General features: G+C 71.7%; 24 protein-coding genes. 13 read left to right on the forward strand and 11 right to left on the reverse strand.

Translation table 11 applies throughout. The annotated features are described in order from the left end of the window. Positions 1 to 54 precede the first annotated feature (54 nt). Both FXF51_RS47700 and FXF51_RS47705 read left to right on the forward strand, forming a co-directional pair. Entirely contained in the window at positions 55 to 705 is a 651-nt protein-coding gene (locus FXF51_RS47700; RefSeq protein ID WP_148441454.1) for a TetR/AcrR family transcriptional regulator C-terminal domain-containing protein, read from the forward strand. Between the two features lie 31 nt (positions 706 to 736). After that, positions 737 to 2,278: a serine/threonine-protein kinase gene (locus FXF51_RS47705; RefSeq protein WP_148441455.1), complete on the forward strand. Its 1,542-nt coding sequence runs from the start codon at positions 737 to 739 to the stop codon at positions 2,276 to 2,278. A gap of 424 nt (positions 2,279 to 2,702) precedes the next feature. Here FXF51_RS47705 and aroQ read toward each other — a convergent pair whose 3' ends face one another. Further along, positions 2,703 to 3,350 (reverse strand): gamma subclass chorismate mutase AroQ, encoded by a 648-nt coding sequence (gene aroQ, locus FXF51_RS47710; protein ID WP_148441456.1) that lies wholly within the window; start codon positions 3,348 to 3,350, stop codon positions 2,703 to 2,705. 66 nt (positions 3,351 to 3,416) lie between these two features. Between aroQ and FXF51_RS47715 the strand changes: the two genes are divergently transcribed. From FXF51_RS47715 to FXF51_RS47735, 5 genes are all read left to right on the forward strand, one after another. Next, positions 3,417 to 4,166, forward strand: a complete 750-nt coding sequence (locus FXF51_RS47715; protein ID WP_148441457.1) for an MBL fold metallo-hydrolase — start codon at positions 3,417 to 3,419, stop codon at positions 4,164 to 4,166. Between the two features lie 64 nt (positions 4,167 to 4,230). Beyond that, on the forward strand, positions 4,231 to 4,695 hold the full coding sequence (locus FXF51_RS47720; RefSeq protein WP_222871793.1) for an RrF2 family transcriptional regulator: 465 nt from the start codon (positions 4,231 to 4,233) through the stop codon (positions 4,693 to 4,695). A gap of 47 nt (positions 4,696 to 4,742) precedes the next feature. Further along, positions 4,743 to 5,924 carry an MFS transporter gene (locus tag FXF51_RS47725; RefSeq protein WP_222871794.1) on the forward strand — a complete coding sequence of 394 codons (1,182 nt, stop codon included), beginning with the start codon at positions 4,743 to 4,745 and terminating at the stop codon, positions 5,922 to 5,924. Positions 5,925 to 5,989: 65 nt separating this feature from the next. Continuing rightward, on the forward strand, positions 5,990 to 6,958 hold the full coding sequence (locus FXF51_RS47730) for a zinc-binding dehydrogenase (RefSeq protein ID WP_148441460.1): 969 nt from the start codon (positions 5,990 to 5,992) through the stop codon (positions 6,956 to 6,958). Positions 6,959 to 7,359: 401 nt separating this feature from the next. Continuing rightward, entirely contained in the window at positions 7,360 to 9,042 is a 1,683-nt protein-coding gene (locus FXF51_RS47735) for a tetratricopeptide repeat protein (protein ID WP_148441461.1), read from the forward strand. Positions 9,043 to 9,116: 74 nt separating this feature from the next. Here FXF51_RS47735 and FXF51_RS47740 read toward each other — a convergent pair whose 3' ends face one another. The 7 genes from FXF51_RS47740 to FXF51_RS47770 form a co-directional block, all read right to left on the reverse strand. Further along, positions 9,117 to 9,920 (reverse strand): glycerophosphodiester phosphodiesterase, encoded by an 804-nt coding sequence (locus tag FXF51_RS47740; protein WP_148441462.1) that lies wholly within the window; start codon positions 9,918 to 9,920, stop codon positions 9,117 to 9,119. A 95-nt stretch (positions 9,921 to 10,015) separates the two neighbouring features. Further along, positions 10,016 to 10,915, reverse strand: coding sequence for a sugar phosphate isomerase/epimerase family protein (locus FXF51_RS47745; protein ID WP_148441463.1), 900 nt, complete (start codon positions 10,913 to 10,915; stop codon positions 10,016 to 10,018). 11 nt (positions 10,916 to 10,926) lie between these two features. Continuing rightward, positions 10,927 to 13,020 carry a PQQ-dependent sugar dehydrogenase gene (locus FXF51_RS47750; protein ID WP_148441464.1) on the reverse strand — a complete coding sequence of 698 codons (2,094 nt, stop codon included), beginning with the start codon at positions 13,018 to 13,020 and terminating at the stop codon, positions 10,927 to 10,929. A gap of 188 nt (positions 13,021 to 13,208) precedes the next feature. Further along, positions 13,209 to 14,435, reverse strand: a complete 1,227-nt coding sequence (locus tag FXF51_RS47755) for a S1C family serine protease (protein WP_148441465.1) — start codon at positions 14,433 to 14,435, stop codon at positions 13,209 to 13,211. A gap of 148 nt (positions 14,436 to 14,583) precedes the next feature. Further along, complete coding sequence (locus tag FXF51_RS47760) at positions 14,584 to 15,246, reverse strand: response regulator (RefSeq protein WP_148441466.1); 663 nt, start codon at positions 15,244 to 15,246, stop codon at positions 14,584 to 14,586. Next, positions 15,243 to 16,403 (reverse strand): sensor histidine kinase, encoded by a 1,161-nt coding sequence (locus tag FXF51_RS47765; protein ID WP_148441467.1) that lies wholly within the window; start codon positions 16,401 to 16,403, stop codon positions 15,243 to 15,245. Before FXF51_RS47765 ends, FXF51_RS47760 begins: the two co-directional genes overlap by 4 nt. A 24-nt stretch (positions 16,404 to 16,427) precedes the next feature. After that, positions 16,428 to 17,006: a hypothetical protein gene (locus FXF51_RS47770; protein ID WP_148441468.1), complete on the reverse strand. Its 579-nt coding sequence runs from the start codon at positions 17,004 to 17,006 to the stop codon at positions 16,428 to 16,430. Between the two features lie 166 nt (positions 17,007 to 17,172). Between FXF51_RS47770 and FXF51_RS47775 the strand changes: the two genes are divergently transcribed. Then, complete coding sequence (locus tag FXF51_RS47775; RefSeq protein WP_148441469.1) at positions 17,173 to 18,369, forward strand: serine hydrolase domain-containing protein; 1,197 nt, start codon at positions 17,173 to 17,175, stop codon at positions 18,367 to 18,369. A gap of 312 nt (positions 18,370 to 18,681) precedes the next feature. On the opposite strand, the gene FXF51_RS47780 is transcribed toward FXF51_RS47775, so the two are convergent. Continuing rightward, positions 18,682 to 19,302, reverse strand: a complete 621-nt coding sequence (locus tag FXF51_RS47780; protein WP_148441470.1) for a hypothetical protein — start codon at positions 19,300 to 19,302, stop codon at positions 18,682 to 18,684. A gap of 322 nt (positions 19,303 to 19,624) precedes the next feature. Here FXF51_RS47780 and FXF51_RS47785 point away from each other — a divergent pair, with 322 nt between their 5' ends. The 5 genes from FXF51_RS47785 (at position 19,625) to FXF51_RS47805 (ending at position 23,826) form a co-directional block, all read left to right on the forward strand. Next, on the forward strand, positions 19,625 to 20,692 hold the full coding sequence (locus FXF51_RS47785; protein WP_148441471.1) for a trypsin-like serine peptidase: 1,068 nt from the start codon (positions 19,625 to 19,627) through the stop codon (positions 20,690 to 20,692). 48 nt (positions 20,693 to 20,740) lie between these two features. Next, positions 20,741 to 21,877: a M20/M25/M40 family metallo-hydrolase gene (locus tag FXF51_RS47790; RefSeq protein ID WP_148441472.1), complete on the forward strand. Its 1,137-nt coding sequence runs from the start codon at positions 20,741 to 20,743 to the stop codon at positions 21,875 to 21,877. A gap of 94 nt (positions 21,878 to 21,971) precedes the next feature. Continuing rightward, positions 21,972 to 22,421 (forward strand): hypothetical protein, encoded by a 450-nt coding sequence (locus FXF51_RS47795; protein WP_148441473.1) that lies wholly within the window; start codon positions 21,972 to 21,974, stop codon positions 22,419 to 22,421. A gap of 13 nt (positions 22,422 to 22,434) precedes the next feature. Next, complete coding sequence (locus FXF51_RS47800; protein WP_148441474.1) at positions 22,435 to 23,025, forward strand: cell wall protein; 591 nt, start codon at positions 22,435 to 22,437, stop codon at positions 23,023 to 23,025. A 15-nt stretch (positions 23,026 to 23,040) separates the two neighbouring features. Further along, positions 23,041 to 23,826 (forward strand): MauE/DoxX family redox-associated membrane protein, encoded by a 786-nt coding sequence (locus tag FXF51_RS47805; protein ID WP_148441475.1) that lies wholly within the window; start codon positions 23,041 to 23,043, stop codon positions 23,824 to 23,826. On the opposite strand, the gene FXF51_RS47810 is transcribed toward FXF51_RS47805, so the two are convergent. Next, positions 23,823 to 24,128, reverse strand: coding sequence for a chorismate mutase (locus FXF51_RS47810; protein WP_222871795.1), 306 nt, complete (start codon positions 24,126 to 24,128; stop codon positions 23,823 to 23,825). The two genes, FXF51_RS47805 and FXF51_RS47810, sit on opposite strands and share 4 nt — an antisense overlap. Positions 24,129 to 24,232: 104 nt before the next feature. Then, positions 24,233 to 25,399 carry a 4-hydroxybenzoate 3-monooxygenase gene (locus FXF51_RS47815; RefSeq protein WP_222871796.1) on the reverse strand — a complete coding sequence of 389 codons (1,167 nt, stop codon included), beginning with the start codon at positions 25,397 to 25,399 and terminating at the stop codon, positions 24,233 to 24,235. Between the last annotated feature and the right edge of the window lie 85 nt (positions 25,400 to 25,484).

Below are 25,484 nucleotides of genomic sequence, written 5' to 3' on the forward strand. Positions count from 1 at the left end.
CCGAACTGATCATTCTTCTAAGTTAGGGGCCGTAACTTAGGAGGGGATCGCCCCGTGAAGACCGGCGGACGCACGGCCAGCTTCACGCTGAGCGACGTGATCGAGGCCGGCATCCGCATCGGCCTGGTCCGGCTCAGCATGCAGGGCGTCGCCGACGCGCTCGGCGTCACGACGGCGGCGCTCTACCGCCACGTGGCCGGCCGTTCCGCGCTGGAGACGCTGATCGGCGAGGCGATCCTCGACAAGCTCAAGCTCGTGGACGACCCCGCCGAGCCGGCCGCCGCCCACCTGGCGAGCTTCGCCATGCAACTGCGGCGCTTCACGCTCGGCCATCCGGGGACGGCCCAGTACCTGCAGCGGCTGTTCCCGCGCGGGCCGTCGGGCCTGCGGCTGCTGGAGCATCAGATCGTCGCCCTCGGCCGGCGCGGCTACGACCCGGCCGCCGCCGTCGCGCTCTCCTCCTCGATGGCCACCATGGCCATCGGCGCCACCGTGGCCGAGCAGGAGCGGGCGAGCCTGCTCGGCACCCCGGCCGTCGAGGAGGCGCTGGCCGTGATGGCGGGCTCCGAGCTGCTGCGGCAGGCCAGTGCCGGCATCCCCGACCACACCCCGGAGGACTACTTCGTGTTCCTGATCACAGCGGCCGCCGAGGGGCTGGTCGCCCGGCTCCCGCCCGGCCACCCGGTCCCGAGGACGGCGTCCTGAACGCCGCCCGGCACGACGTCGAGGAGCTCCGGTGCCCGAGCCGATGAGCCTGCTGCCCGACGACCCCGCCGAGGTCGGGCCGTACCGGCTGGAGGGCCGGCTCGGCGCGGGCGGGCAGGGCACGGTCTACACGGCGCGCGGTCCCGGCGGCCCGCTCGTCGCGGTCAAGCTGCTGCACTCGCACCTGATCACCGACGACGAGGCCAGGAACCGGTTCCTGCGCGAGGTGCAGACGGCCGAGCGGGTGGCGCCGTTCTGCACGGTGCAACTGCTGGACTCCGGGTTCCTGGGAGCCAGGCCGTACATCGTCAGCGAGTACGTGGACGGGCCCTCGCTGCAGGACTCGGTCAGGGAGAGCGGGCCGCGCGGCGCGGCGGCGCTGCAGCGGCTGGCGATCAACACGGCGACGGCGCTGGCCGCGATTCACGCGGCCGGGGTGGTGCACAGGGACTTCAAGCCGGGCAACGTGCTGCTGGGCCCCGACGGGCCCGTGGTGATCGACTTCGGCATCGCCAAGGCCCTGGACGTGAGCCAGTCGGTGGTCAGCAGCCAGCCGATCGGGAGTCCCGCGTACATGGCGCCCGAGCAGATCGCGGACGAGGACGTGGGGCCGGCCGCCGACCTGTTCGCGTGGGCCGCGACCATGTACTACGCGGCCACCGGGCAGCGGGCCTTTCCCGGCGAGTCCATTCCCGCGACCCTCAACTCGGTGTTGCGCAGCGAGCCGGACCTGAGCGGGGTGGAGGGGCGGCTGCGGCTGCTGCTGGCGGAGTGCCTGGACAAGGAGCAGGCGGGGCGGCCCACCGCCGCCCAGGTGGTCGAACGCCTGCGTGCCCTGTCCTGGCAGGACGTCCCGGCCGATGGCCGTGACCAGCCCGCCCACGCTGGTGGGGTTCCGACCGGGTATGCCGCCGGCGGGCACCTTCCCACCGCCCCGCACACCCGCCCCGGCCGGCGCGTGCCCGCCATCGTGGCGGCGGGCGCGGCGCTGGTCCTCGCCGCCGGCGTCGGCATCAGCGTGTACGCCCTCACCCCCGCCACCGCCCAGCGACAGGCCGCGCTGCGACCGCCGCCGAGCACGTCGCCCCCGGCCTCGGCCCCCGTGTCCACCCCGTCACCCGCCCCCACCGCGTACGAGCTGCTCGTCACGAAGAAGCCGGGCAAGACCGCCGGCCCGGCTCCGGCGTCCCCGACAAAGACGCCCCGCAGGTCCGCGACCCCGGCCCGCGACTCCGACGCGATGCCGGGCAGCAGCGCCACCACCGCCACCAAGAAGCCGAGGAAGACGCCCGAGCCGACCCGCAAGCCGTCCGCCACCAGCCAGCCGCCCTCGCCCAAGCCGTCGCTCCAGCCCTCCACGGGCACGGTCACGTGGAACGACGTCGGCGAGTACTGCAAGGCGCACGGGCAGACGCTCATGTACGGCGCCGGCTGGTCCGGCATGAAGTGTTCGGACGGCGCGGAGGTCTCGGTGACGGCGGTGTGCGCGTGGAAGTACCCGGCCTACGGCCAGGCCGTGGGGGTGCCTCCGGAGAACCCGTTCATGCCGTCGGCCACCTGCAATCTCTCCTGACCCGGCCAGCCCGTTTAGTCCCGTTCTGGTGCGGTAGGGGCCGCTTGTTGGCGGAATGTGAACGGGGCGATCACATCAGAGCGATCGCCCGGCGCCACAGCAGGAGGTGACGATCATCCTCGCGGCATTGGCCATCCCGGTGGCTGCTCTGATCGGTCTGATGCTCATGACTCTTCTGGAGGACGCGCTCCTGGCGCCTCCCGCCGACTCCCGAAAACCCGACGCCGCCGACCCGGCGCCCGCCTCCGAACCGGCGCTTGAAGCGGCCCTCGCACCAGCGGCGACGGCGACGGCGGAAGCCACGGCTGTGATTCTCCCGCTGCCCGCGCGCCCCTACGCCTCCGGCCGAGGGCGCCCGGCCACACGGCGGCCACGAAGTTGCGCCCGTGTCACCGCGCGCGTGGACGACCCGAGGTGCGCCGCGTCAAGAACCCGGCATCCCCTGCCGCGCTCGGCCTGAGCGCGCGCAGAGCGGGACGAGCGCCGCGTCGAGGGCGTCGCGGTGCAGCCGGTCCAGCCCGGTACGCGCTTCCACGTCGAGCCTGGCGGCGGCCGACGCGGCCCAGCAGCGGCCGACGGAGGCGCGTACCGGTGCGGTCTCCTTCAACAGGCGCAGCAGGCGCGGCGTGAGCCGGTCGAGCCGCGGCCGGATCTCGGTCTCCAGGTCGGCGTGGCGGCGGGGCCGCAGCTCGGGATGGGCCCGCCAGCGCGCGTGCAGCCCGCGCTGCACCCGCTTGCCCGCCTCGATCTGGGCGCGGAAGAACCGCACCCCGTCCTCCGGCGGCAGCCCGGCCCGCGCCGACTCGGCGGCGACCGTGTCGAGCAGCCGCCGCTCGCGGGCGGGATCGTCGATCGGGCGGTCGCCGGCGAGCTTGGCCGCCGCCACCTCGTCGGCCAGCAGCAACCGCCGCACGACCAGGTCGACCAGTTCCTCCATGCCGGTGGGCGCGCCGACCGCCGACCAGCCGACACCGCCTCTGGAACCGTCGGCCGACGCTTGAGCGCTCCCGTGCAGCAGCACCGCCGACACCACGGCCACCGCCAGTGACGCGGACCTCACCGAACCGGTCATGACCACCCGCCCCTGAATTGACTACAGTGAGTAATATAGATGTCACATAACGCTATAGGGGCGGGAATGCAGCTTCACTTCGTCGGCACCGGCTCGATCTTCCACGACCGCCTGAGCGCCTCCGCGCTGCTGGACGGCAAGCTCCTCATCGACACGCCGAACGGCTCGATCAAGGCGATGCGCCGCTCGGGGATCGACCCGGCCGTCGTGGACATCTGCCTCATCACCCACTTCCACGCCGACCACTTCTTCGACATCATCTTCCTGCTCATGGAGCAGGGCCTGCTGCGCGAGCGGGAGCGCGAGCTGGTGCTCATCGGCCCGACCGGGTTCGCCGAGCGGGTGGCGCACCTGTTCGAGATCAGCTACCCGGGCACCTGGGAGCAGGTGCGGCCCCGCGTGCGCGCGCGCTTCGTCGAGTTCGGCCACGAGGGCGGCGAGTGGTCCGGCGACGGCTACCGCGTCCAGGCCCTGCGCGTGGAGCACACCACGCCGATCGCCCTCGGCTACTCGATCACCGACGCCGCCGGCACCGTCTTCGGCTACACCGGCGACACCGTGCTGTGCCCGTCGGTCGAGCGGCTCGCCGACACCAGCGCGGCCCTCGCCCTCGACACGTCCTTCCGCACCTCCAAGGTGGGCCACATGGGGCTGGACGACGTGGAGCGCATCGCCGACGACCACCCCGGCCTCACCCTCTTCCCGACGCATCTCGGCGAGGAGGTCACCGGCTCCGACCGGCCGAACATCGTCTTCCCCGAGGACGGGCAGAGCTTCGAGCTCGGCCCCGGCGGCCTCGTGCCGGACAACGGCTGACAACGCCCCGCGGCTCCGGACGACACGCGACTCATCGGGGATGTGTAATATCCCGATTGTGCAGATGGGTGAAGGAGTCGAGTGGGGGTTGCACTGCTGTGTGACCCTGGGCTGGCTGCAGGACGAGGGCCCCGTGTCGATCCGCAAGCTCGCCGCCTGGTTCGACCTCCCGCAGGAGTACCTGAAGAAGCGGCTCCAGGCCTTGACCAAGGCCGGGATCCTCACCTCCGTCCCCGGCGCGAGAGGCGGCTTCTCGCTGGCCAGGCCGCCCGAGCAGATCACCGTGATGGACGTGGTGACCGCGCTGGAGGGGCCCGCCGAGGCGTTCCGCTGCGTCGAGATCCGGCAGCGCGGCGTCGGCGCGGAAGGCGGGCAGTTCCGCCGTCCCTGCGGGATCTCCATGGCGATGCGGCGGGCCGAGCTGGCCTGGCGGCGGGAGCTGGCCGGGCAGACGATCGCCGGCCTCATGGCAGACGCCTCCCCCTCGGGCGAGCGCACCCGGCGCACCTACGCCCGCATGCGCGGCTGATCGATCGCTCCCCCTCACGGCGGGCTCACCCCGGAAGTGGAATGAGGATGTCTGGTATCCCGATAAGAACCCTGGTGCTGGGGCTCGGCACGTTCGCCGTCGGCACCGACGCGTACGTGGTGGCCGGGTTCCTGCCCGCGATGGCCCGGTCGTTGCAGGTGACGGAGAGCGCCGCCGGGCAGTCGGCCACCGTCTTCGCCGTCGCGTACGCGGTGTTGTCGCCCGTGCTGGCCACGTTCACGGCCCGGGTGCCGCGCCGGGCCCTGCTGACCGGCGCGCTTACCGTGCTCGCGCTGGCCAACCTCGGCTCCGCGCTGGCGCCCGACTACCCGGTGCTGATCGTCACCCGGGTGCTGGCCGCCGCCGGCGCCGCCGCCTTCACCCCCAACGCCGGCGCCGTGGCCGCCGCCATGGCCGCGCCCCACCAGCGGGCCCGCGCGCTGGCCGTGGTGATCGGCGGGCTGACCGTGGCCACCGCGCTCGGCGTGCCGCTCGGCAACCTCGCCGACAGGACGCTGAACTGGCGGATCGCGCTCGGGCTGGTCGCCGCCCTCTGCGCGCTCTGCGCCGCCGGCGTGCTCGCCGTCCTGCCCGCCCTGCCTGGCAGCCCGAGCGTCCCGCTGCGCACCAGGCTGCACGCCCTGCGCCATCCGGGCGTGCTCGCGGTGCTGCCGCTGACCCTGCTCGGCATGATGGCCAGCTACGGCCTGTACGCCTACGCCGTCCCGCTCCTGCACGCGCTGGGCGCCACGCCGGAGTCCGAGATGTGGCTGCTGTTCCTGTACGGCGCGGGCGCCGTCGCCGGCAACCTGGTCGCGGGCAGCGCGGCCGACCGGTACGGGCCCGTCCGCGTGCTGTCCGTCGGGTACGCGGCGCTCACCCTCACCCTGGCCGCCTTCACCTGGGCCACCGGCGCCGGGTCGCACCTGCTGCCGGTGGCCGCGCTGCTCATGGCGGCCTGGGGAGCGAGCACCTGGTTCCAGACCCCGGCACAGCAGTTGCGGCTGATCTCCGCCGCGCCTCAGGAGACCGCCGTCGTGGTCGGGCTGAACGGCTCCGTGCTCTACCTCGGCATCGCCCTGGGGACGGCGCTCGGCGGGCTGCTCCTTCCCGTGGGCGCGCCGGTCGCGCTCGGCGTGAGCGCGGCGCTGGCCGCCTGCTCCCTGCTCTACCTGGCCGCCACCCGCCGGGCCGGCGAACGGGCCGTCGTTCACCCGCGGCAGGAATAGGCGTGATCTCCGGACGGCTGTCGTAGATGGCTCATGAGGAGCGACGACGTCGAGGGAGTTGCGGAATGCGTGCTGTCTGGTTGAGGGAGTTCGGCGGGCCCGAGGTGTTGCGGGTGGAGGAGACGCCGGATCCCGTGCCGGGTGAGGGGCAGGTGCTGATCGAGACCGCGGCCGTCGGCATCACATTCGTGGAGACGCAGGTACGGTCCGGCTCCGCGCCCATGCCGCTGCCGGAGCTGCCGATCATCCCAGGCAACGGCGTGGCGGGCACCGTCGTGGCGGTGGGGCCCGGCGTGGACGCCGCCCTTGCGGGGCAGCGGGTGGCCAGCACGACCGGCGGCACCGGCGGCTACGCCGAGAAGGTGGCCGTCGACGCGAGCCTGGTGATCCCCATCCCCGAAGGGCTGCACAACCGCGACGCGGTCGGCCTGCTGAACGACGGGCGCACCGCCCTCGGCATCGCCCAGGTGGTCGCGCCCGCGGCCGGCGAGTGGGTGCTGATCGGGGCCGCCGCCAGCGGCGTCAGCAGCCTGCTGATCCAGCTCGCCACGCGCGCGGGCGCCCGGGTGATCGCCGCCGCCGGGTCGCGGACCAAGCTCGAACTCGCCCAGAGCCGCGGCGCCGAGGCGGGCGTGGACTACACCCAGCCCGGCTGGGCCGAGCGGGTGCGTGAGGTGACGGGCGGCGCGGGCGTGGACGTGGCCTGCGACCCGGCGGGCGGCGACATCGGGCGGGCGGCGTTCGAGCTGGTCCGTGAGGGCGGGCGGTTCCTCGCGTTCGGGGCAGGGAGCGGTTCGATGACGGTGATCGAGCCCGAGGAGGCGGCCGGGCGGGGTGTCACCCTCGTGTCGATGGGGGCGGCCTTCTCCTCGCCCGAGGCCGTGCGGGAGCTGTCCGTGCGGGCGCTGGCCGAGGGCGCCGCCGACCGGATGCGGCCGGTGATCGGGCAGACGTTCCCGCTGGAGCGGGCCGCCGACGCGCACGCGGCGATCGCCAAGCGGGCCACGCTCGGCAAGACGCTGCTCATCCCCTGACAGCCCGGCGGGAGGTCAGCCGCGCGGCAGCCAACGCCCATCGATCGCCGAGCGGGATCGTGCCTCGTGGTCACGGCGTGGATCGCGGCTCCGTGTCGCGCGCCTCAGTGGGTCACGGGTGGGCCGCACCTCGGCGGGCGCGGGGGGGAAATGACCGGGCCCGAAGTTTCCGGCGCTCGAATGAACGGCGGGCGCCGCCTTTTGTATTTCGGTGGCCCGGAACAGTCGCGCCGGTAAGGTTTCCGATTCGACGTGCGGTAACTTGGAAATGTGGTGCGGCAGAGACATCATCGCGTTTCGGCCCGGTCGATATTTGATTTCGCACCGTGGCGCACGCTCGCGGGCGGTTTTCCGCTCGGGCCGGCGCGATATGTCATCTCCTCGGTGAGCGAGGTCTCCCCATGGCAGGAATACCCGCGGCACTGCGGCGGCGACGCAGCCCCTTCATCGGACCGCGGCCGTTCACCGCTCACGACGAGAGCCTCTTCTTCGGCAGGTCCGACGAGATCCGGCTGCTGCTGGAGCTGTGGCGGCGCAACAGGCTGACGATCCTGCACTCCGACGCCGCCGCGGGCAAGACCTCGCTGCTGCGCGCGGGGCTGATCCCGGCGCTGCGCGCGGACAACGCCAACGTGCTGCCGCTCGGGCGGGCGGCCTCGTGCCAGGTGTGGCCGGCCGCGGCGCTGCCCGGCCACAACCCGTACGTGCTCACCCTGCTGTCCTCCTGGGACCCCGAGGAGACGCCAGGAAGGCTGGCGGCGCTGTCGGTCGGCGAGTTCGTGCGCGGCAGGCAGACGCACGACAGCGACGGCCGGCCCGCCCTGACCTTCGCCGCCGTCGATCAGGCGGAGGCGTTCCTGCGCAGGCAGGAGCCGGGCAAGGGGCACCGCCGACGGCTGCTGGACGAGCTCTTCGAGGCGCTGGCCGCCCGGCCGAACCTGCGCCTGCTCCTGTCGGTGCGCTCCGACTACCTGGACGACCTGCGCCACGAGGTGAAGGACGCCGACCGGCCGGAGTGCGCCGAGTACCATCTGCGGCCGCTCTCACCCGAGGCCGCCACCGTGGTCGTCAGCCGATCGGCGCAGGCCATGCGGCTGCACTTCCCGCCCGCCGAGGTCGAGGAGCTGCTGGAGGAGCTGCGTACGATCAGGGACGAGAGCGGCCGGGTGAGCCGCCTGACCCGGGCGATCGACCCGCTGCTGTTGCAGGTCGCCGGCGCGCACCTGTGGCGCGAGAAGCCCGGCCACGACCACTTCGCGCACCTGCGGTCGGAGGTCGACCGGGCGCTGTCCGACTGGTGCGGCAGGACGCTCGCGGTGGCCGCGGCGGAGCACGAGCTGTCGCCGCGCGAGCTGGACCGCTGGCTGCGGCGCACGCTGCTGCACCGGGGCGGGAGCGGCACGGCCGGCACGGTGGAGATCACCGACGCGTTCCTGCACTCGATGGAGGACCGCCACCTCATCACGGACGCCCGCCACAACGCCGGCCCCGACCTGCGGCAGCGGCGCCTGCTCGCCCCGCTGCGCAGGCTCGACGCCGGGCAGTGGCCGCAGCCGCCGCCTGACCCCGCCGCGCTGCTCTGCGCCGCCGTGCGCGCCCGCGCCGAGGGCGAGCCCGACCGGGCGAGCCGGCTGGCCCGCGAGGCCGCCAGGGTGTGCCCGCCGAAGGAGATGCGGGTGCGCGCCGACATCGAGTCGCTGCTCGGCAACCTCAGCTTCGAGCAGCGCGCGCTGGACGAGGCCAACGCCCGCTATCTGGCCGCCGCCACCCTGTACGAGGCGCTCAACGACTGCACGTCGGTGGGCTGGATCCTGGCCGCGATCGGCCGCATCTCGCTGATCCAGGGCAGGCGCGGCACGGCCGTCGAGCACATGATGGCCGCCGTCAGCAGGCTGCCGAACGACCCGGTCGTACGCACCGGGCTCGGCCAGGCGCTGCGGGCGGCCGGCGAGACCACGGCGGCGCTCGACGTGCTGAGCCGCGTGCTGGAGCGCGACGAGGTGCCCGAGGCCAGGCGGACCCGCAACGAGATCGCCAGGGAGCTCGATGGCGGCCGGCTCACAGGAGGCATCGCTGATCAGTGAAACCGCTTTGCACACCCTGATCACAACATGCGACGCCTTTCCAGGATGGACCTTCCAGCCTGAGCGGCGGGGCGTCACCCGCGCCGTCTGGCGGCCTCCAGGCGGTCGGGCCTGTTGGTCATGATGCCGTCGACGCCGTGGGAGATGAGCCGCTGGATCAGCGCGGGCCGGTCGGCCGACCAGGTGTAGACGCGCATGCCCCGCTCGTGCACCTTCTTGACGTACCGGGCGGTGAGCCCGGTGTGCGGAAGCGTGAGGCCGTCGGCGTAGCGGGCCACTTCGCCGAGCCGTCCGGAGGCGGGCCTGCCGAGCAGCGCGATGGGCAGGCCGGGCACCATGTCGCGCAGCACGCGCATCGAGTGCCAGCCGAACGCCTGCACGGTGAGCCGCTCGGAGGTCCACGACTCGCGCTCCTCCTGCAGCTCGACGGCCACCCGGCGGTCGATGTCCGGGCTGCGCGGGGAGTGCTTGACCTCCAGCAGAAGCCCGGCGCCCGTCTCACGCGCCGCCTCCAGGGCGCGCTTGAGCGTGGGCACGCCCTCGCCGCGGAAGCGCTCGGAGAACCACGAGCCCGCGTCCAGCCGCTGGATCTCGGCGAGCGTGAAGTCGGAGACCCACCACGGCTTGCGCTTGGGGAACAGCTTCTCGACGTTGGTGGTGCGGCTCAGGGTCTCGTCGTGCATGAGCACGAGCCGGTGGTCCTTGGTCTGCTGGACGTCGAACTCGCACGTGTCGGCCCGCTGGGCCCTGGCCACGGCGCAGGCCACGATGGTGTTCTCCGGCGCGTGCGCCGCGCCGCCGCGGTGGGCGATGTTGTCCACCTGCGGCGGCGCGGCGGTGATGATCGCGGTGATGACGACGCCGAGCGAGTGGTACATACTTCCCCCCAGGCCCCATATGTCTCGCATGGAGAAAAGTTCCCGGGTGACCGTTTTCTACCGCTTGTCGGCGTCGTCAGCACGAACTTTTTAGACTAGAAGCGGATCTTGCGCAGGTAGCGGTAGCCGACCTGCGACGTCTGCCGCGGCGTCACGTCGGGGGTGTCGTTCTCCACGATGTACTCCCTGACCTGATGGGCGTCGAACACCCGGCGGAAGTCGATCGTGCCGGTGCCCAGGTCGGCCATGTCACCGTCCAGGTGCCGGTCCTTGACGTGGTACTGCAGCACCCGCTGCGGCGCCCGCCTGATGACGTCGATCGCGAACTTCACCGGATCCCTGGCCCCGCGCCCCACGCCGCCGGTGACCGCCCAGTAGATGTCGATCTCCAGGTGCACCAGGCGCGGGTCGAGCTCTGAGGTGAGCACGTCCCACGGGGTCACCCCACCGCCGAGGTCGGTCGTGAACTCGTGGGCGTGGTTGTGGTAGCCGTAACGCAGCCCCGCCTTGCGGGCGGCCAGCGCCTCGACGTTCATCCGCTCGGCCCAGCCCTTCCACTCGTCCAGGCTGGTCGAGGCCAGGTACGGCACCACCATGTAGGTCTGGCCGAGCGTCAGCGCGTTCTGGATCTTCGTCTCCAGCGCGGCGTCGTCGGGGCTGATTCCGTCGTGGCTGGAGCTGGCCTGGATGCCGAGCCCGTCCAGGAAGTCGCGTAACTGCTGCGCCGTGCGGCCGAAGTAGCCCAGCGCCAGCTCGACCTTCGGGTAACCGATCTCGGCCAGGTAGGCGAGGGTCGTGTCATAGTTCTGGGCCAGGTCGTCGCGCACCGTCCAGAGCTGGATGCTGATCTGGCCCGGAGGGACCCGCTCCCTGCCGCCGTGGTGGTGCGGCGGCGTCGCCGCCGCGGCCGGGGACGCGGCGGCCAGCGCCGCCGCGCCGAGTCCGAGGCCCGCCGCGAGCAGGGTGCGCCTGCTGGGGCCGTAGCCGTAACACATGAGGGTGTCTCCTAACTCGTGGGCTCCAGCACGACCTGCGTGCTGGAGGTCAGCGGCGGCAGGCCGCCGGTGCCCGGGTCGGTGTAGGTGGCCACGAAGACGCCCGTGAGCTCGTCCGTCTCCGGGTCGTGGCCGCTCGGCTCGGTGGTCTGGATTGAGCCCGTGCAGCCACGGGCGGTGGTCTGCGGGTGGCCGTGGTCGTCGTGGCCGAGTATGTAGTCCACGGTCACGTTCGCGCAGTTCACCGGCTGGTCGTCGGTGACGCGGACCTCGAACTCGACCACGTCGCCGAAGGTGAACGGCTGGCCCGCCACCGGGCGTACCAGCTCGACGACCGGCGCGGCGTTGCCGACCACGATCCGCACCGACGTGGCCGCCGACCTGCCGCTGGGGTCGCTCACCCGCAGGGTGGCGTCGTAGATGCCGTTCTGGGTGTAGGTGTAGGAGCCGCTCGGGTCGCGGGAGTCCACCCGGCCGTCGGCGTTGAAGTCCCACGCGTAGCGGATCCGGTCGCCGTCGGCGTCGGCGGTGCCCGTGCTGGTGAAGCTCACGGTGAGCGGGGCCAGGCCGTTCGTCACCGAGGCCTGGGCGGCCGGGATCGGGGTGTGGTTGCCGGTGTTGCCGATGTAGTCGACGCGGGCGAGCTGCGCGTCCGGGTTCTCGCTGAAGAAGCCGTCGCCGTACTCCAGGACGTAGAGCGCGCCGTCGGGGCCGAACTCCAGGTCCATCGGGTTGTCGAAGACGAACGAGGGCAGCACCGGCTCGATCCGCCGCCCGTTGCCGTGGAAGGCCTTGACGTAGTCGCGGGTCCACTCGTAGAAGAGCGGGACGCCGTCGTAGTACTTCGGCCACCCCACGGCCGTGCGTCCGCGCGTGTCGGCCGGGTCGAAGTCGTAGGCCGGTCCCGCCATCGGGCCGATCCCGCCGGTGCCCAGCTCGGGGAACTCCGCCGACGGCCCGTAGGAGTACCACACGTCGGGCTGCACGACCGGCGGCAGCCGGCGCAGGCCGGTGTTGTGCGGCGACTCGTTGACGGGCGCCGCGCAGTCGAAGGTCGCGCCCGAGGCGCCGGTGGCGAAGTCGTAGTCCACGTACGGCAGCCGCGCCGTCGCGCAGTACGGCCAGCCGTAGTTGCCCGCCCTGCGGACCACCGTCCACTTGCCGTGCCCCGCCGGGCCGCGCGCGGGGTCGGCCTCCTGCTGGTCGGGCGAGTAGTCGGCGACGTACAGCTCGCCGGTGCGCCGGTTCAGCTCGATCCTGAACGGGTTGCGCAGCCCCATGGCGTAGATCTCCGGCCGGGTGCCCGCCGTGCCCGGCCTGAAGAGGTTGCCCCTGGGGACGGTGTACGAGCCGTTGTCGCGCACGCTGATGCGCAGGATCTTGCCGCGCAGGTCGTTGGTGTTGCCGGCGCTGCGCTGGGCGTCGAAGGCCGGGTTACGGTCGGCCCGCTCGTCGATCGGGGTGAAGCCGTCCGACTGGAACGGGTTCGTGTCGTCGCCGGTGGACAGATAGAGGTTCCCTGCCGCGTCGAAGACGATGTCGCCGCCGACGTGGCAGCAGATGCCCCGGTCCACCGGGACGTCGAGGATGCGCTGCTCGGTGCGCAGGTCGACGGTGGTGCCGCCCCACCGGAAGCGGGACAGCCTGATCAGGCCCTTGAAGGGCGCGAAGTCCGCCGGGGTGCCGGTGAACGGGGCGTCGCCCTCGTTGACGTCCGGCGTCGCCGGGTCGTCCACGGGGGTGTTCAGCGGGGGCGAGTAGTAGAGGTAGACCCAGTCGTCCTTCTTGGAGCCCTTGCCGAAGCCGGGGCTCAGGGCGATGCTCTGCAGCCCTTCCTCGTCGTGCTGGTACACGTCGAGCCGGGCGGCGAGCGTGTTGAGGCCGGTCTTCGGGTCGTGTAACCAGACCTCGCCCTTCCTGGTCGTGTGCAGGACCCTCGAATCGGGTAACACCGCCAGGTCCATGGGCTCGCCCGGGTTGTCGTTGAGCGTCACCTTCTGGAACTGGGAGTCGGGCGGCGGCGCCGCCGCACCTGCCTGGGCGGCGCCTGCCGGCATGAGGATCGCCGCAGCAGTCAGGGCCGCGATTGCGGTTCTCGCGCTCATGCCTCTCTCCTTCGGTCTACTCGGGGAATAAGAGAGGGCAAATTAACGTGAATGTAACCCGAGTTACGCCGATCGAGGAGGGCCTAATCGCCACCGATCCGCGCATCTTCCCCACCGGATCGGATTAAGTGCCGCAACGCGAAGAGCGCCTCCGCCCGTACGGGTGAAGGCGCTCTTCAGGGTGTGTTCTACTGCTGCTGCTTCGGCTCCTCCATCGTGACGGTCACGGTCTTCTCCTCGCCGTCACGCTGGTAGGTGACGGCGACCTGCTGGCCGACCTTGTACCCGCGCACCTGGCCGACGACCGTGTCGCCGCCCTGCACCGGCGTCTCGCCGATCTTGGTGATCAGGTCCCCCTGCTTCAGCCCGGCCTTCTCGGCGGGGCTGCCCTGGGTCACCTGGCGCACGAGCGCGCCGGTCGCGTCGCCGCTGGCGTCGGTGACGCTCACGCCCAGGTACACGTGGCTCACCGTGCCCTTGCTGATGAGCTGCTCCGACACGTGCTTGGCGGTGTTCACCGGGATCGCGAAGCCGAGGTTGACGCCGTCGGCGGCGACCGCGCTGTTGATGCCGACCAGCTCGCCCGCCGCGTTCACCAGGGCGCCGCCGGAGTTGCCCGGGTTGATCGCCGCGTCGGTCTGGATCATGCCGCCGAGCGTGGTCGTCTCCTGCTGTTGCTGCTGCCCCTGCCCGCCCCAGCCCGGCGGGAGCTGCTGCTCGTCCTGGCCGCTCCCGGAGGTCACGGTGCGGTCCAGGGCGCTGATGATGCCGGACGTCACGGTGCCGTCCAGGCCCAGCGGGCTGCCGATGGCGAGCACGTCGTCGCCGACCTTGAGCTGGTCGCTGTCCCCGAGCGCCACCTTGGCCAGCCCCGACACACCCTCGGCCTTGATGACCGCCAGGTCGGTGGCCGGGTCGGTGCCGACCACGGTCGCCTTGGCCGTCTTGCCGTCGTTGAACTTGACCGTCAGCCCGCCGTTCTGCCCCGAGACGACATGGTTGTTGGTCAGGATGTAGCCGTCCTGCGACAGCACCACGCCGGAGCCCTCGCTCGTCTGGCCCTGGATCATCACCACGGACGGCTGCACCTTCTCCGCCACCTGCGCCACTGTGTACTGGTCGGCGGCGGTGCGGAAGACCGGGCTCGGGTTGCTCACGGTGGCGGTCGCCACGGGCTGCGGGCTCCCCCCTGCCAGGTACGCGCCCACCGCCCCACCGCCCAGCGCGGCGGCCGACATGGCGGCCACGGCGGCCAGCGCCAGCCCCGCGATCGCCTTACGGGTCAGCATGAACCCGGTTCGCCTCGGCGGCGGAGGCGGCGGCAGCACCGGGCCGGGCCGGGTGAACCCTCCGGCGGAGGGCGGGGTGTCACCGAACTGGCTCCAGCCACCGGTACGAGGCTCGTTCGCGTCCATGTCATCTCCTGTAGTGCCGATGACACAAGAGTGAGCCATGGTGCGTAAATCCCGACTAAGCGGCGATTGCCCGGTATGCGCAACTGCTGATCTCGGCCTTATCGGTGCTGGCAGCGGTGATCGGCGAGCCGCGAAAATTCCTCCGGAATCAGCCTCCCGGCACGATCAGCCCCGTCTCGTACGCCGCGATCACCGCCTGCGCCCGGTCGCGCAGCCCCAGCTTGGTCAGCACATTGCTGACGTGCGTCTTCACCGTGTGCTCGCTGACCACCATCTCCCGCGCGATCTCCGCGTTGGACAGCCCCCTGGCCATCATGCGCAGCGTCTCCTGCTCCCGCCCGGTCAGCACCGACAGCCGCTCCGACGGCGGGGCGGCGGAGCGCGGGGCGGCCCGGGAGGTGAAGTCGGCGATGAGCTTGGTGGTGACCGAGGGGGCGAGCAGTGACTCGCCGGCCGCGACCACGCGTACGGCGTGCACGAGGTCGTCACGCCTGACGTCCTTGAGCAGGAACCCGCTGGCCCCGGCCCGCAGCGCGTCGTAGACGTAGTCGTCCAGGTCGAACGTGGTGAGCATGAGGACCCGGCAGTCGCCGGCCGCGCAGACGGCGCGGGCGGCCTCGATGCCGTCCATGACCGGCATGCGGATGTCGAGCAGGAGCAGGTCGGGGCTGTGCTCGCGGACGGCGGCGATCGCCTGGACGCCGTCGCCCGCCTCGGCGACGACCTCGATGTCCGGCTGCGCGTCGAGGATCATGCCGAACCCCGCGCGGACGAGCTCCTGGTCGTCCGCCACCACCACGCGGATGCTCACGACGCCGCCTGCGGGAGCCGGACGAGCACCCGGAAGCCGGGCCCGCCTGGGCGCGGGCCCAGTTCGGCGGTGCCGCCGCACGCGGCGGCGCGTTCCCTGATGCCGATCAGGCCGTTGCCGCCCGAGGGCAGCGCCGCGTCCCGGCCGCGGCCGTCGTCGGTGATGTCGATCATGAGTGCGTGGTCCTGCCAGGTGAGGGCGATGTCGGCGCGGGTGGCGCCCGCGTGCTTGACGATGTTGGTGAGGGCTTCCTGGGTGATGCGGTACGCCGCCACCTCGGTGTCGGGCGACAACGTCCCGGGCGAGCCCGTGGTGGAGTATGTCACGTTCAACCCGGTCGATCTGACCTGCTCGGCGAGGGCGGGCAGCCCCTCGATGGTCGGCTGGGGGCCGCGCGGGCCCTCCTCCTCCTTCAGCACGTTCAGCAGGCGGCGGAGCTGCACCATGGCGTCGCGCCCCGCGCCGGCGATGGCGTCGAAGGCGGCCACGGCCCTGGCCGGGTTCGAGGTGACCGCCACCGGCCCGGCCTCGGCCTGCACGACCATGACGCTGACGGCGTGGGCGAGGATGTCGTGCATGTCGCGGGCGATCCTGGCCCGCTCCCGCTCGGCGGCGCGCTCCGCCTCGATCTCGCGCTCGCGGGCGAGCCGGACGGCCCGCTCCTCCAGCGCGGCGGCGTGGGCGCGGGAGGCGGCGGCGGCGCGGCCGATGGCGTACGCGGCGACGAACTGCACGGTGCCGCGCACGCCCGACTCGGCCGAGCCGACGATGAGCAGGCCGCCGCCCAGCGTGACGGCGAACGCGATCCACCGCTTCCACTTGCTGGAGTAGGCGGCCAGCGTGTAGAGGGCCACCAGCCCCGTGTACCAGATCGGCTGGGAGGCCACCTCTTCCTCAAGGTCGTAGAAGCCGGTGGGGACGCAGACGGCCAGCAGCACGAGCACCGGCGCGCGGCGTCGCCAGATCAGCGGCACGGCGGAGACGACCACGACCGCGTAGCCCCACCAGTGCCAGGGCCCGCCGTGCGGGTTCTCACGGGAGAGGAACGGCCAGAGCTGGATGAGCAGCACCAGGGCCGCGAGCGCGCCGTCCACCAGGATCGTGGGCAGGCCGCCGTACCAGCGGCGGAACCGCGCGACCAACCGTGACTCGGACATAAGCCCCAATTGTGCCCCTCAGTCTCACGCGACGGCGACCGCGTGGCGGGCGGGCGCCCGGCGCGCGAGCGGGACGAACGAGATCAGCAGGCACAGGGCGCCGAGCGGGATGAGGTCCTTGTCCATGAACGGCAGGGCGAGGTCGAGCAGCACCAGGACGGGCATCCACGCCTTGACCCTGCGCATGACCGCGAGCTGCAGCACGAGCGCGAGCTGGGCCAGGTAGAACAGGAACGGGCCGCCGTCGTACACCACGATCGACACCCCTGGCACGCTCTGCACCTGGTCGAAGAGCACGCCCATCCCGTCGTGGTCGTCGGCCATGAACCCGACCACGAGGTCGATGCCGAACTGCGCGAGCAGCGTCGCGATGCCGGCGCTCCCCGCCACGGCGCTCACCGTGGACAACGTGTCGCGCCCGGCCATGGCGCGCAGTTGCCAGAAGATGTGCGCGAACAGCACGAGAGCTGCCATGAACGCGAGGTGCCCGGTGGTCCAGGCGAGGCCGGGGCCGCGGCTGCCGTCGAGCCCGTCGATGATGCGGATCACCCCGTAGGCGAGCGTGAGCAGGGGTGCGGCGATGAAGGCGATGCGGGAGTTCATGGCGGTAATCCTGGGCCCGGGGAGGGCGACCGGGCATCGCCGGTGCGAGGGATTCGGCGGCTCCCTCGCGGGAGGGAGGAGAAATGGGCCGTGTCGGCGATTCGCGGCGGGGGTGGCTCTCAGCAGGATTGCGGTCATTCCCACGAACGGTCCTGAGGAGATCACCATGTTGAAGACCGCAGCCGCCTGCCTCGCGCTGGCCACCGTGTTCGTCGCGACGCCCGCCCACGCGAGCGCCCCGACCTGCCAGCCTCCCACCATGATCCAGCCGGATCCCGGCGCGGTGATCCCGCCGATCAACGGGGCGGCCCTGAGCAGGGCCATCGGCGACCTGCCCGCGGCCGACGCCACCGCGGCCGTGGTGCGGGTGGGCGGCACGAAGGGCTCGTGGCGGGGCGTGAGCGGCGTGGCCGACCTGGCGACGGGGCGCGCGGCGTCGGAGCACGTACGTTTCCGCGCCGGCAGCGTGACCAAGATGTTCACCACCGCGGTCGTGCTGCAACTCGTCGCGGAGGGCAGGCTGTCGCTCGGCGACACCGTGCAGGACCACCTGCCCGGCCTGCTGCCCGCCTCCTACCCGGAGATCCAGGTGGGGCAGCTCCTGAACCACACCAGCGGCCTGCCCGCGCCCGACCTGCCCGACGGCTTCGGCTACGTCTACGAGACCAGGTTCAAGAAGTGGACCCCGCGCGAGTACGTCGCCCTGGCCGTGCGCAACCCGATCGAGTTTGCCCCGGGCACCAGGCAGCACTACCTCAACATCAACACGTTCGTGGCCGGGCTGCTGATCGAGCGGGTCACGGGCGAGACCTACGAGCACGAGGTGACCGACCGCGTCCTGCGGCCCGTCGGCATGCGCGACAGCTACCTGCCCGGCGCCTCGACCAGGATCAAGGGCCCGTACCACCGGGGGTACCAGAGCGTGGCCGCGGGCTTCGAGAACGCGATCGCCTACGGCGACGGGCACGTGGTCGACATGACCAGGACGAGCGTCACCTCCACCTGGGCGTCGGGCGACCTGATCTCGACCGCGGCGGACCTGGAGAAGTTCGTCAAGGCGCTGTTCGGCGGGAAGGTCGTGCCGCCGGCCCAGCTCGAACCCATGTTCACCGTGCCGGACGTGACGATGTTCGACGAGTGCGGGAACACGCCCGCCACCTACACCTCGGGCATGACCAGGATGGTGCTGCCGGGCGGGATCGTGGCGTACGGCAAGACCGGGGCCCGCTACGGCTACGCCAACGGGGTCGGGGCGACCAGGGACCTGTCGCGGACGCTGGTCTACTCCGTCAACTCCACGGGCGCCAAGGACTCCGGCCAGAACCAGCGCACGCTCGGCGTGGTGCTGGCCTCCTTCTCCTGAGGCGGCGGACTGGAGATGTGAGGGCCGGCATACCACCCTCACATCTCTGACGGCGCTCGCTCAGCGGCGCCGGCGCCTGCGCCTGCGGGCGCGGCCACCGCCTGCCCCGCCGTTCGCCCCCGGGTGCGTCGGTTCGGGTCCCGGAATCCGGAAGAACGAAAAGAACCCCAGATATCGCTGCATCGCGGCCATGATGTCCCCCTTCACGGAACGGGTCGCGCGCCGGACGGCTGCGCGCCCGGCGCAAGCCGGACTGACCCGCAACCCTACCCGCGAATCGACAGCAAAACCCTTCTGACCTGGGTTTTCTCGCTACTTGTAGGACAGCTTGCGACGCTTGAACATGGGGTGCTTGGTCTCCCAGTAGCGCCAGCCCTCCACGCGGGACGGCACGTTCGCGATCCCGGCGGAGATCTTGACGTGCGCGCAGGTGCCGAGCACCGACCAGGCCGACCAGCCCACGCGGTAACCGAACACCCGGTACCACATGTTGCCGTACATGCCGTCGCTGATCTCCTGCGTGTACTCGTGTCCGCTGTAGACCATGTGCCGCTCCTCAAGGTGCGGCAGGCCGAGCCGGCGCAGGTTGTAGATGACCTCGCCCTTGTCGATGACCTTCTCGGCCTCGTTCTCCGTCTCCAGGAACGCGGTGACCTCGTGCTCGCGCGTGACCGAGACCGTCATCGAGCCGCCGGGGCCGTCGATGTAACGGGTGCGGGGCACGAAGAAATTGCGCGGCGACATCTGGTGGATCCGGAAGAAGGTGCGCGGCCGGCAGTTCCGGCCGTCCTCGTCGTCGTGACTGTGGTCGACGAAACCCTTGTCGAACTTGTGATGGTCGGGACCGTCGTCCTTGTCGCCCGCGCTGGCCGCCGGCGCCATGGTCACGGCCAGCACGGCCGCGAGAATGCCGCGCGCGGCGGGCTTCGCCATTTTTCTCATTGGGGTGAACATTCACCGTTCCTTTCGGAATGCGACCCATAGTCGCCAGACCGGTACGATGCTTACAGTTGCCGCGAGCCAGATGACAACGCCACGCCGAATTCGAATTTCCCGTACTGGGAAAGAGCCGGTGAAAGAGCGTCAATATCGGACCGCCATTCCGTAAAGTGCATGTATCCCACTCATGTGACGCTGTGCTATATGACGACTTCGCAGCGTGATGGCGATATATCCGATTGTGTGGGTGTTGAGGAAGATGGAGCCTTCCTTACGTACCTCCCTACGGCAGATTCCGGGTTTCGGGAGGTACGTAATGCACCGCAGAGTCAGCCTGCTCTCCGCCGTCGTTCTCGCCGCCCTGGCGGGCGCGCTCGTACCGGCCAGTGCCGCACAGGCCGAGGCCGCCAACGGGCTCGATCCCCGGCCCGCCGGCTGGACCGCCACGGACTCGCAGTCGGAGCGCAGGACCGTCTCGCAGTACTGGACCACGGGGCGCATGCTCGCGGCGCAGCCCCTCGACGCGCCCGCGCCGCGGCGCACCCAGTCGCGCGGGCCGTCCGAGGGCGACCCGTGGGCCACCCGCGGCGCCGCGGCCACCACCACCCGCCGCAGCCCGTGGAGCACGCGCGGCGCCGCGTGGTCGGTCGGCGGCACCACGCCTGTCACCACCGCGCGGCAGTCCCTGGTGCCCAACAGCCCCGGGCTGCAGTGGACGGACGGCGGCGCGGTCGTGCGCACCACCGGCAGGGTCTTCTTCACCACCGCCGACGGCCGCAACTCCTCCTGCTCCGGCTCCGCCGTGACCAGCGCCAACGAGAGCGTCGTGATCACCGCGGGGCACTGTGTGAAGCTGAACGGGGCCGCGCACAGGAACTGGGTGTTCGTGCCGGCCTTCGACGACGGGCGGCGGCCCTTCGGCACCTGGGTGGCCAGTGCGATGCTCACCACCCAGCAGTGGAACGCCAGGGAGGACATCAACTTCGACGTGGCCGCCGTCGTGGTCGCGCCGCTGAACGGGCGGACGCTGACCGACGTCGTGGGCGGCCAGGGCATCGCCTTCAACCAGGCCAGGCAGCGGCAGATGTTCGCCTTCGGCTATCCGGCGGCCGACCCGTTCGACGGCTCGGAGCTGATCTACTGCAGCGGGCGCGCGTTCAACGACACCGTCATGACCCGGGACCAGGGGCTGCGTTGCAACATGACAGGCGGGTCCAGCGGCGGGCCGTGGTTCCAGGGTTTCAACGAGTCGACCGGCCTCGGCTGGCTCAACTCCGTCAACAGCTTCACCTACAACTTCGCGCCGAACTTCATGTTCGGCCCCTTCTTCGGTGACGAGGCCATGGCCGTCTACCAGGCCGCACAGAACACGGACGCCCTCTGAGCGCTCGGTGCATGATGGCTGGTGATCCCTCTCCCCTGGAGGCTCGCCATGCCGGATCCGCTACCGCTGCTCGAACGCCTCATCGCCGTCGACTCCGTCAACCCGGACCTGTCCCCCGGCGGCGCGGGCGAGTCGGCCGCGGCCGATCTCTGCGCGCGGTGGCTGGGCGAGCGGGGGTTCGAGGTCCACCGCCTGGAGCGGCGGCCCGGCCGCCCCTCCGTGGTGGCCGTGCGCCGGGGCGCCGGGGGGCGCTCGATCATGCTCAACGGCCATCTCGACACCGTCGCGTACGGCACGTACGACGGCGAGCCGCTGGTCCCGCGCGTCGAGGACGGGCGGATCTACGGCCGGGGCGCCTTCGACATGAAGAGCGGCGTCGCCGCGATGATGGCCGCCGCCGCCCGCGCCACCGAGGGCGGCCCGCTGCGCGGCGACGTCATCGTGGCGTGCGTGGCCGACGAGGAGCACGCCAGCTCCGGCACCGAGGAGGTGCTGGAGAGCTTCACCGCCGACGGCGCCGTCGTGGTCGAGCCGAGCCTGCTGGAGGTGACGCTCGCGCACAAGGGTTTCGCCTGGTTCGACATCGACGTACTGGGCCGCGCCGCGCACGGCTCCCGCCCGGACCTGGGCGTGGACGCGATCGCCAAGGCCGGTCACTTCCTGGTGGCGCTGGAGGCGCTCGGCCGCCGGCTGGCACACGCGGGCGGGCACCGGCTGCTGGGCCCCGGCACCGTGCACGCCTCACTCATCCAGGGCGGGGAGGGTCCCTCCACCTATCCGGCGGCCTGCCGGATCACGGTCGAGCGGCGCACCGTCCCCGGTGAGACCGAGCAGGGCGTGCGCGACGAGCTGATCGGAGTTCTCGATCACCTTGCCGCCACCGTCACCGAGTTCGACTACCGCCTGCGCCCCGGCCTGTACCGCGAGCCCTTCGAGGCGGACCCCGACGCGCCGATCACGCGCGTCCTGCTGCGCGAGGCCGAGCGGGCGCTCGGCCACCCGCCCGTCATCCGCGCCGAGCCCTTCTGGACGGACTGCGCCCTGCTGGCCCGCGCCGGCATCCCGTGCCTGCTCTTCGGCGCGGACGGGGGCGGCGCGCACGCCGACACGGAGTGGGCCGACCTCGCCTCCGTGCACCGCGTCACCGAGGTGCTGGCCGCCACGGTGACGTCCTTCTGCTCATAAATTCGGGCATTGACGAAAAATCCTTACATGGTACTCATAGATCAAGTCGGAAAGCTTCAACCCCCCTAGCCAAGATCGTCCAAGGAGGACGCGCATGGCGCGAAGCACGGCCAACGACCCGCCCGCCGACTTACTCGGCCCCGTCCGCGGAGAGGTCTCCTGGTTCTGCTGCGGCACCTCGTGGGGCCCCTGCAGCAGCACCGGCAAGGGAGCCTGCGGCACCTGCAACTCCGGCAACCTCCAGCACGCCTGGCCCAACACCTCCGACGCCTGCTGGGCGATCACCCGCCCCGACAGCTGCGGCGTCAGCCTGTCCCGCCGGACCTGCGGGTTCCGGCACCGCATCACGGCGCTGTGCACCGGCGCCAGCGTCGTCACCGCCATCGCCGACTGCGGCCCGCAGACCGACCTGTTCTGCGGCGAGCAGAGCTGCTGCGGCGCGACCTGCGCGAGCAACCGCCTGATCGACCTCACCCCCGCCGCCTACAGCCAGATCGCCAGCCTCTCGTCCGGCCTGCGGCCGGCGGAGATCTCGACGGCCTAGGGAGGCGAGCCGAATGCGCAGCAGAAGAGACGTGCTCAAGTCCGCCGTGCTCGGCGGCGGCGCCGGTGTCGTCGCCGCGACCGCGCTGGGCTCACTCGGCCCCGAGGCGGCATTCGCCGCCCAGAAGGTCGAGCCCGGCGCGCCCGACCCCGACTTCGCCGAGGGCCGGATCCGTTCGATCAAGGAGAACACGCTGCTCGTCCTGGGCTCCGACCTGGTCTTCCACACCATCAGGGTGGTGGACGGCACCAGCCTGTGGAAGCTCGGGCCCGTCCCGTTCGACCAGGCCAAGCCCGGCGACGGCCTGTACGCCAGAGGCGTGCGGATGCCCGACGGCATGCTGGCCGCCGAGGCCGTGTGGCTCAACATCGTCAACATCAAGGGCCACATCAAGAACATCACCGGCCAGACCATCCACCTCGACCACAACGGGCACGACGTGCTGTGTCACGTCGTCGCCGGCAAGTCGGTCGCCATCCACTCGCAGGCGCCGGCCACCGCCGACCTGTCGATGCTGAAGGTCAGCCAGCACGTGCAGATCCTGGGCGCCTGGCGGCCGGACACCAACGAGGTCGACATCGCCACCGTCTTCTCCCCGCACTAGCAAGGAGGCAGTGCCATGCACGGGATCGCCGCGTCGCAGCCGTACGTCATCGCCGCCTTCCTCCTGTGGGCCGGCCTGGTGAAGCTGTTCGGCAGACGGATGCGGGCGCAGGCCGGGCGGACCGCCCTGGCCCGGCTCACCGGCCCGGCGCGCGCGGTCCCCGCGCTGCGGCTCGTCGGCCTGGCCGAGCTGGCCGTGGCCGCCGCGCTGCTGGTTCCTCCGCTGCGTCCGCTGGACGGGGTGGCGGCGGCGCTGCTGTCCGCCGGGTTCCTGGCGTACCTGACCTACGCCGCCGTGGCCGCGCCCGCCTCGTCGTGCGGCTGCCTGGGCACGCACTCCCGGCCCGTGGACGTGCGGGCCTTCGCCCGCGCGGGCCTGCTGCTCGCCGCCGCGCTCCTGACGGCGACAGCGCAGGGAGGCGAGGCGGTTCCGCTCGTGACGGCGGATCCGCTCGTGGTCCTGGTGGAGGCCGTGGTCCTGATGGAGGTCGTGGTCCTGCTGGCGCTGTCGGCCGAGCTGGACCGCTACTGGCTCGTCCCGCTGCGCCGCCTGCTGGTGCGGGTGCGCCGCCCGCTGGCGATCCCGCCGCCGGCGGACGTGCCGCTGGAGGCGTCGCTGCACCTGCTCCGCCGCAGCCTCGCCTACTGCTCGGCCGCGGCCCAGCTCACCTCGGACGTGCTGGAGTCGTGGGACGAGGACGGCACCCGCTTCGTGGTGTACGGGGCACGGGGACGCACGGCGGTCTTCGCCGTCCCGCTCGCCGGGGACGACCCGGCCGGCGTGCGGGTCGCGCTCGTCTAGTCGCGTCTCGACGCCGCGTGGCTGCTGGCGATCAGCTCGTGGTGCCGGACGACCTCCGCGATGATGAAATTCAGGAACCGTTCGGCGAAGACGGGGTCGAGTTTGGACTCCTCGGCCAGCGCGCGCAGGCGGCGAATTTGGGCCGCCTCCCGCGCCGGATCGGCCGGCGGAAGCCGGTATTCGGCCTTCAACCGGCCGACTTCCTGGGTGCACTTGAAACGCTCGGCGAGCAAGTGGACGAGGGCGGCGTCCAGATTGTCGATGCTGTCCCTGAGCCGATGCAGCTCCTTACGGACGAACATTTCCTCATCAGGCTGATCAGCAGAGGTTTTATCCATATAAATACGCCCCCTCGACTCAACATAGCCCTAGAAGGGGAAATATTAGCAGAAAATGGACATTCGTTTCACGCCATGAGATCGGCGAAGGCGCGGGCCGCGGCGTCCGAGGTGAACAGGCGCTCCAGCCGCGCCCTGGCGAGCTGCCGCCGGAACGCCCCCGCGGGCGCGGCGTTCCCGGCCTCGTGCATCATCTCGCTCATCCACCGGGAGAACTCCTGGCTGTCCCACACCCGCTTCAGGCACGTCTCCGAGTACGCCGCCAGCGGCCCCTCGTCGCCCTCCCGCAGCGCCGCCCGCAGGCCGCGGGCCAGCACGTCGGCGTCGGCGACGGCCAGGTTCATGCCCTTGCCGCCCATCGGGGTGATGATGTGCGCGGCGTCCCCCACCAGGAAGAGGCGGCCGTAACGCATGGGGTCGGCGACGAAGCAGCGCATCTCCACGAACAGCTTCTCCGTGATCGGCCCGGTGGGCAGCTCCGCGTCGCCGAGGCGCAGCCGTAACTGCTCCCAGATCCGCTCGTCGCCCCAGGCGTCGAGGCTGTCGCCCGGCGCGCACTCCAGGTAGAAGCGGCTCGCCTTCGGTCCGCGCGCGAACTGGGCCGAGAAGCCCGCCGGATGGATGCCGAAGAGCGGGTGGCGCGGCGCGGGCGCGTCGGCGAGCACGGTGAGCCAGCCGATGCCGTGGTCGTAGGTGTAGGTGGTCAGCGCGCCCTCCGGCACGGCGGCGCGGCTGACGCCGTGGAAGCCGTCGCAGCCGGCGACGTAGGAGCAGGCGATCTCGTGCACGACCCCGTCCGTGTCCCGGTACGTGACGGTCGGCGAGGAGCCGTCCAGGCCGTGCGGGGTCACCTCGGCGGCCTCGAAGCGCAGGTCTCCCCCGCCCTCCAGGAAGGACTTGACGAGACGGACGACGAGGACCTGCTGCGGCACGATCCGCCCCGCCCGCCCGTCGGCCAGGGCGGCGACGTCGAAGAAGCGCGGCTGCCCGTCGAGACGGATCTCCAGCATGCCGTCGCTGTGCGTGCCCGCCAGCACGCTGTCGGCCAGGCCCCACTCCTCGAAGACCCGGGCGGCGGCGTGTTCGAGCACTCCGGCGCGTTGCCGCTGCTCCACGTACGGGCGGCTCTGCCGCTCCAGCACCACGCAGCCGACCCCCGCGCGCCGCAGCAGGTTGGCCAGGGTGAGACCGGCGGGCCCCGATCCGATGATGACGACCTCGATGCTCTCCCGCATGCTGGGCATCCGACACCAAGATCGACAAATGCGCAAGCCCCGGCCGCGCTACCTGGAGAGCGCCTGACCGCTCAGGCGTCCATGC

Source organism: Nonomuraea sp. PA05, assembly GCF_008086045.1.
Taxonomy (GTDB): Bacteria; Actinomycetota; Actinomycetes; order Streptosporangiales; family Streptosporangiaceae; genus Nonomuraea; species Nonomuraea monospora.

Coding starts and splice junctions, on each gene's coding strand:
- FXF51_RS47785 (WP_148441471.1), top strand. CDS start 19,625: ATGCACCGCAGAGTCAGCCTGCTCTCCGCCGTCGTTCTCGCCGCCCTG.
- FXF51_RS47755 (WP_148441465.1), bottom strand. CDS start 14,435: ATGGACGCGAACGAGCCTCGTACCGGTGGCTGGAGCCAGTTCGGTGAC.
- FXF51_RS47775 (WP_148441469.1), top strand. CDS start 17,173: ATGTTGAAGACCGCAGCCGCCTGCCTCGCGCTGGCCACCGTGTTCGTC.
- FXF51_RS47745 (WP_148441463.1), bottom strand. CDS start 10,915: ATGTGTTACGGCTACGGCCCCAGCAGGCGCACCCTGCTCGCGGCGGGC.
- FXF51_RS47730 (WP_148441460.1), top strand. CDS start 5,990: ATGCGTGCTGTCTGGTTGAGGGAGTTCGGCGGGCCCGAGGTGTTGCGG.
- FXF51_RS47740 (WP_148441462.1), bottom strand. CDS start 9,920: ATGTACCACTCGCTCGGCGTCGTCATCACCGCGATCATCACCGCCGCG.
- FXF51_RS47720 (WP_222871793.1), top strand. CDS start 4,231: ATGGGTGAAGGAGTCGAGTGGGGGTTGCACTGCTGTGTGACCCTGGGC.
- FXF51_RS47750 (WP_148441464.1), bottom strand. CDS start 13,020: ATGAGCGCGAGAACCGCAATCGCGGCCCTGACTGCTGCGGCGATCCTC.
- FXF51_RS47810 (WP_222871795.1), bottom strand. CDS start 24,128: ATGTTCGTCCGTAAGGAGCTGCATCGGCTCAGGGACAGCATCGACAAT.
- FXF51_RS47795 (WP_148441473.1), top strand. CDS start 21,972: ATGGCGCGAAGCACGGCCAACGACCCGCCCGCCGACTTACTCGGCCCC.
- FXF51_RS47770 (WP_148441468.1), bottom strand. CDS start 17,006: ATGAACTCCCGCATCGCCTTCATCGCCGCACCCCTGCTCACGCTCGCC.
- FXF51_RS47735 (WP_148441461.1), top strand. CDS start 7,360: ATGGCAGGAATACCCGCGGCACTGCGGCGGCGACGCAGCCCCTTCATC.
- FXF51_RS47800 (WP_148441474.1), top strand. CDS start 22,435: ATGCGCAGCAGAAGAGACGTGCTCAAGTCCGCCGTGCTCGGCGGCGGC.
- FXF51_RS47805 (WP_148441475.1), top strand. CDS start 23,041: ATGCACGGGATCGCCGCGTCGCAGCCGTACGTCATCGCCGCCTTCCTC.
- FXF51_RS47725 (WP_222871794.1), top strand. CDS start 4,743: ATGTCTGGTATCCCGATAAGAACCCTGGTGCTGGGGCTCGGCACGTTC.
- FXF51_RS47780 (WP_148441470.1), bottom strand. CDS start 19,302: ATGGCGAAGCCCGCCGCGCGCGGCATTCTCGCGGCCGTGCTGGCCGTG.
- aroQ (WP_148441456.1), bottom strand. CDS start 3,350: ATGACCGGTTCGGTGAGGTCCGCGTCACTGGCGGTGGCCGTGGTGTCG.
- FXF51_RS47815 (WP_222871796.1), bottom strand. CDS start 25,399: ATGCGGGAGAGCATCGAGGTCGTCATCATCGGATCGGGGCCCGCCGGT.
- FXF51_RS47715 (WP_148441457.1), top strand. CDS start 3,417: ATGCAGCTTCACTTCGTCGGCACCGGCTCGATCTTCCACGACCGCCTG.
- FXF51_RS47765 (WP_148441467.1), bottom strand. CDS start 16,403: ATGTCCGAGTCACGGTTGGTCGCGCGGTTCCGCCGCTGGTACGGCGGC.
- FXF51_RS47790 (WP_148441472.1), top strand. CDS start 20,741: ATGCCGGATCCGCTACCGCTGCTCGAACGCCTCATCGCCGTCGACTCC.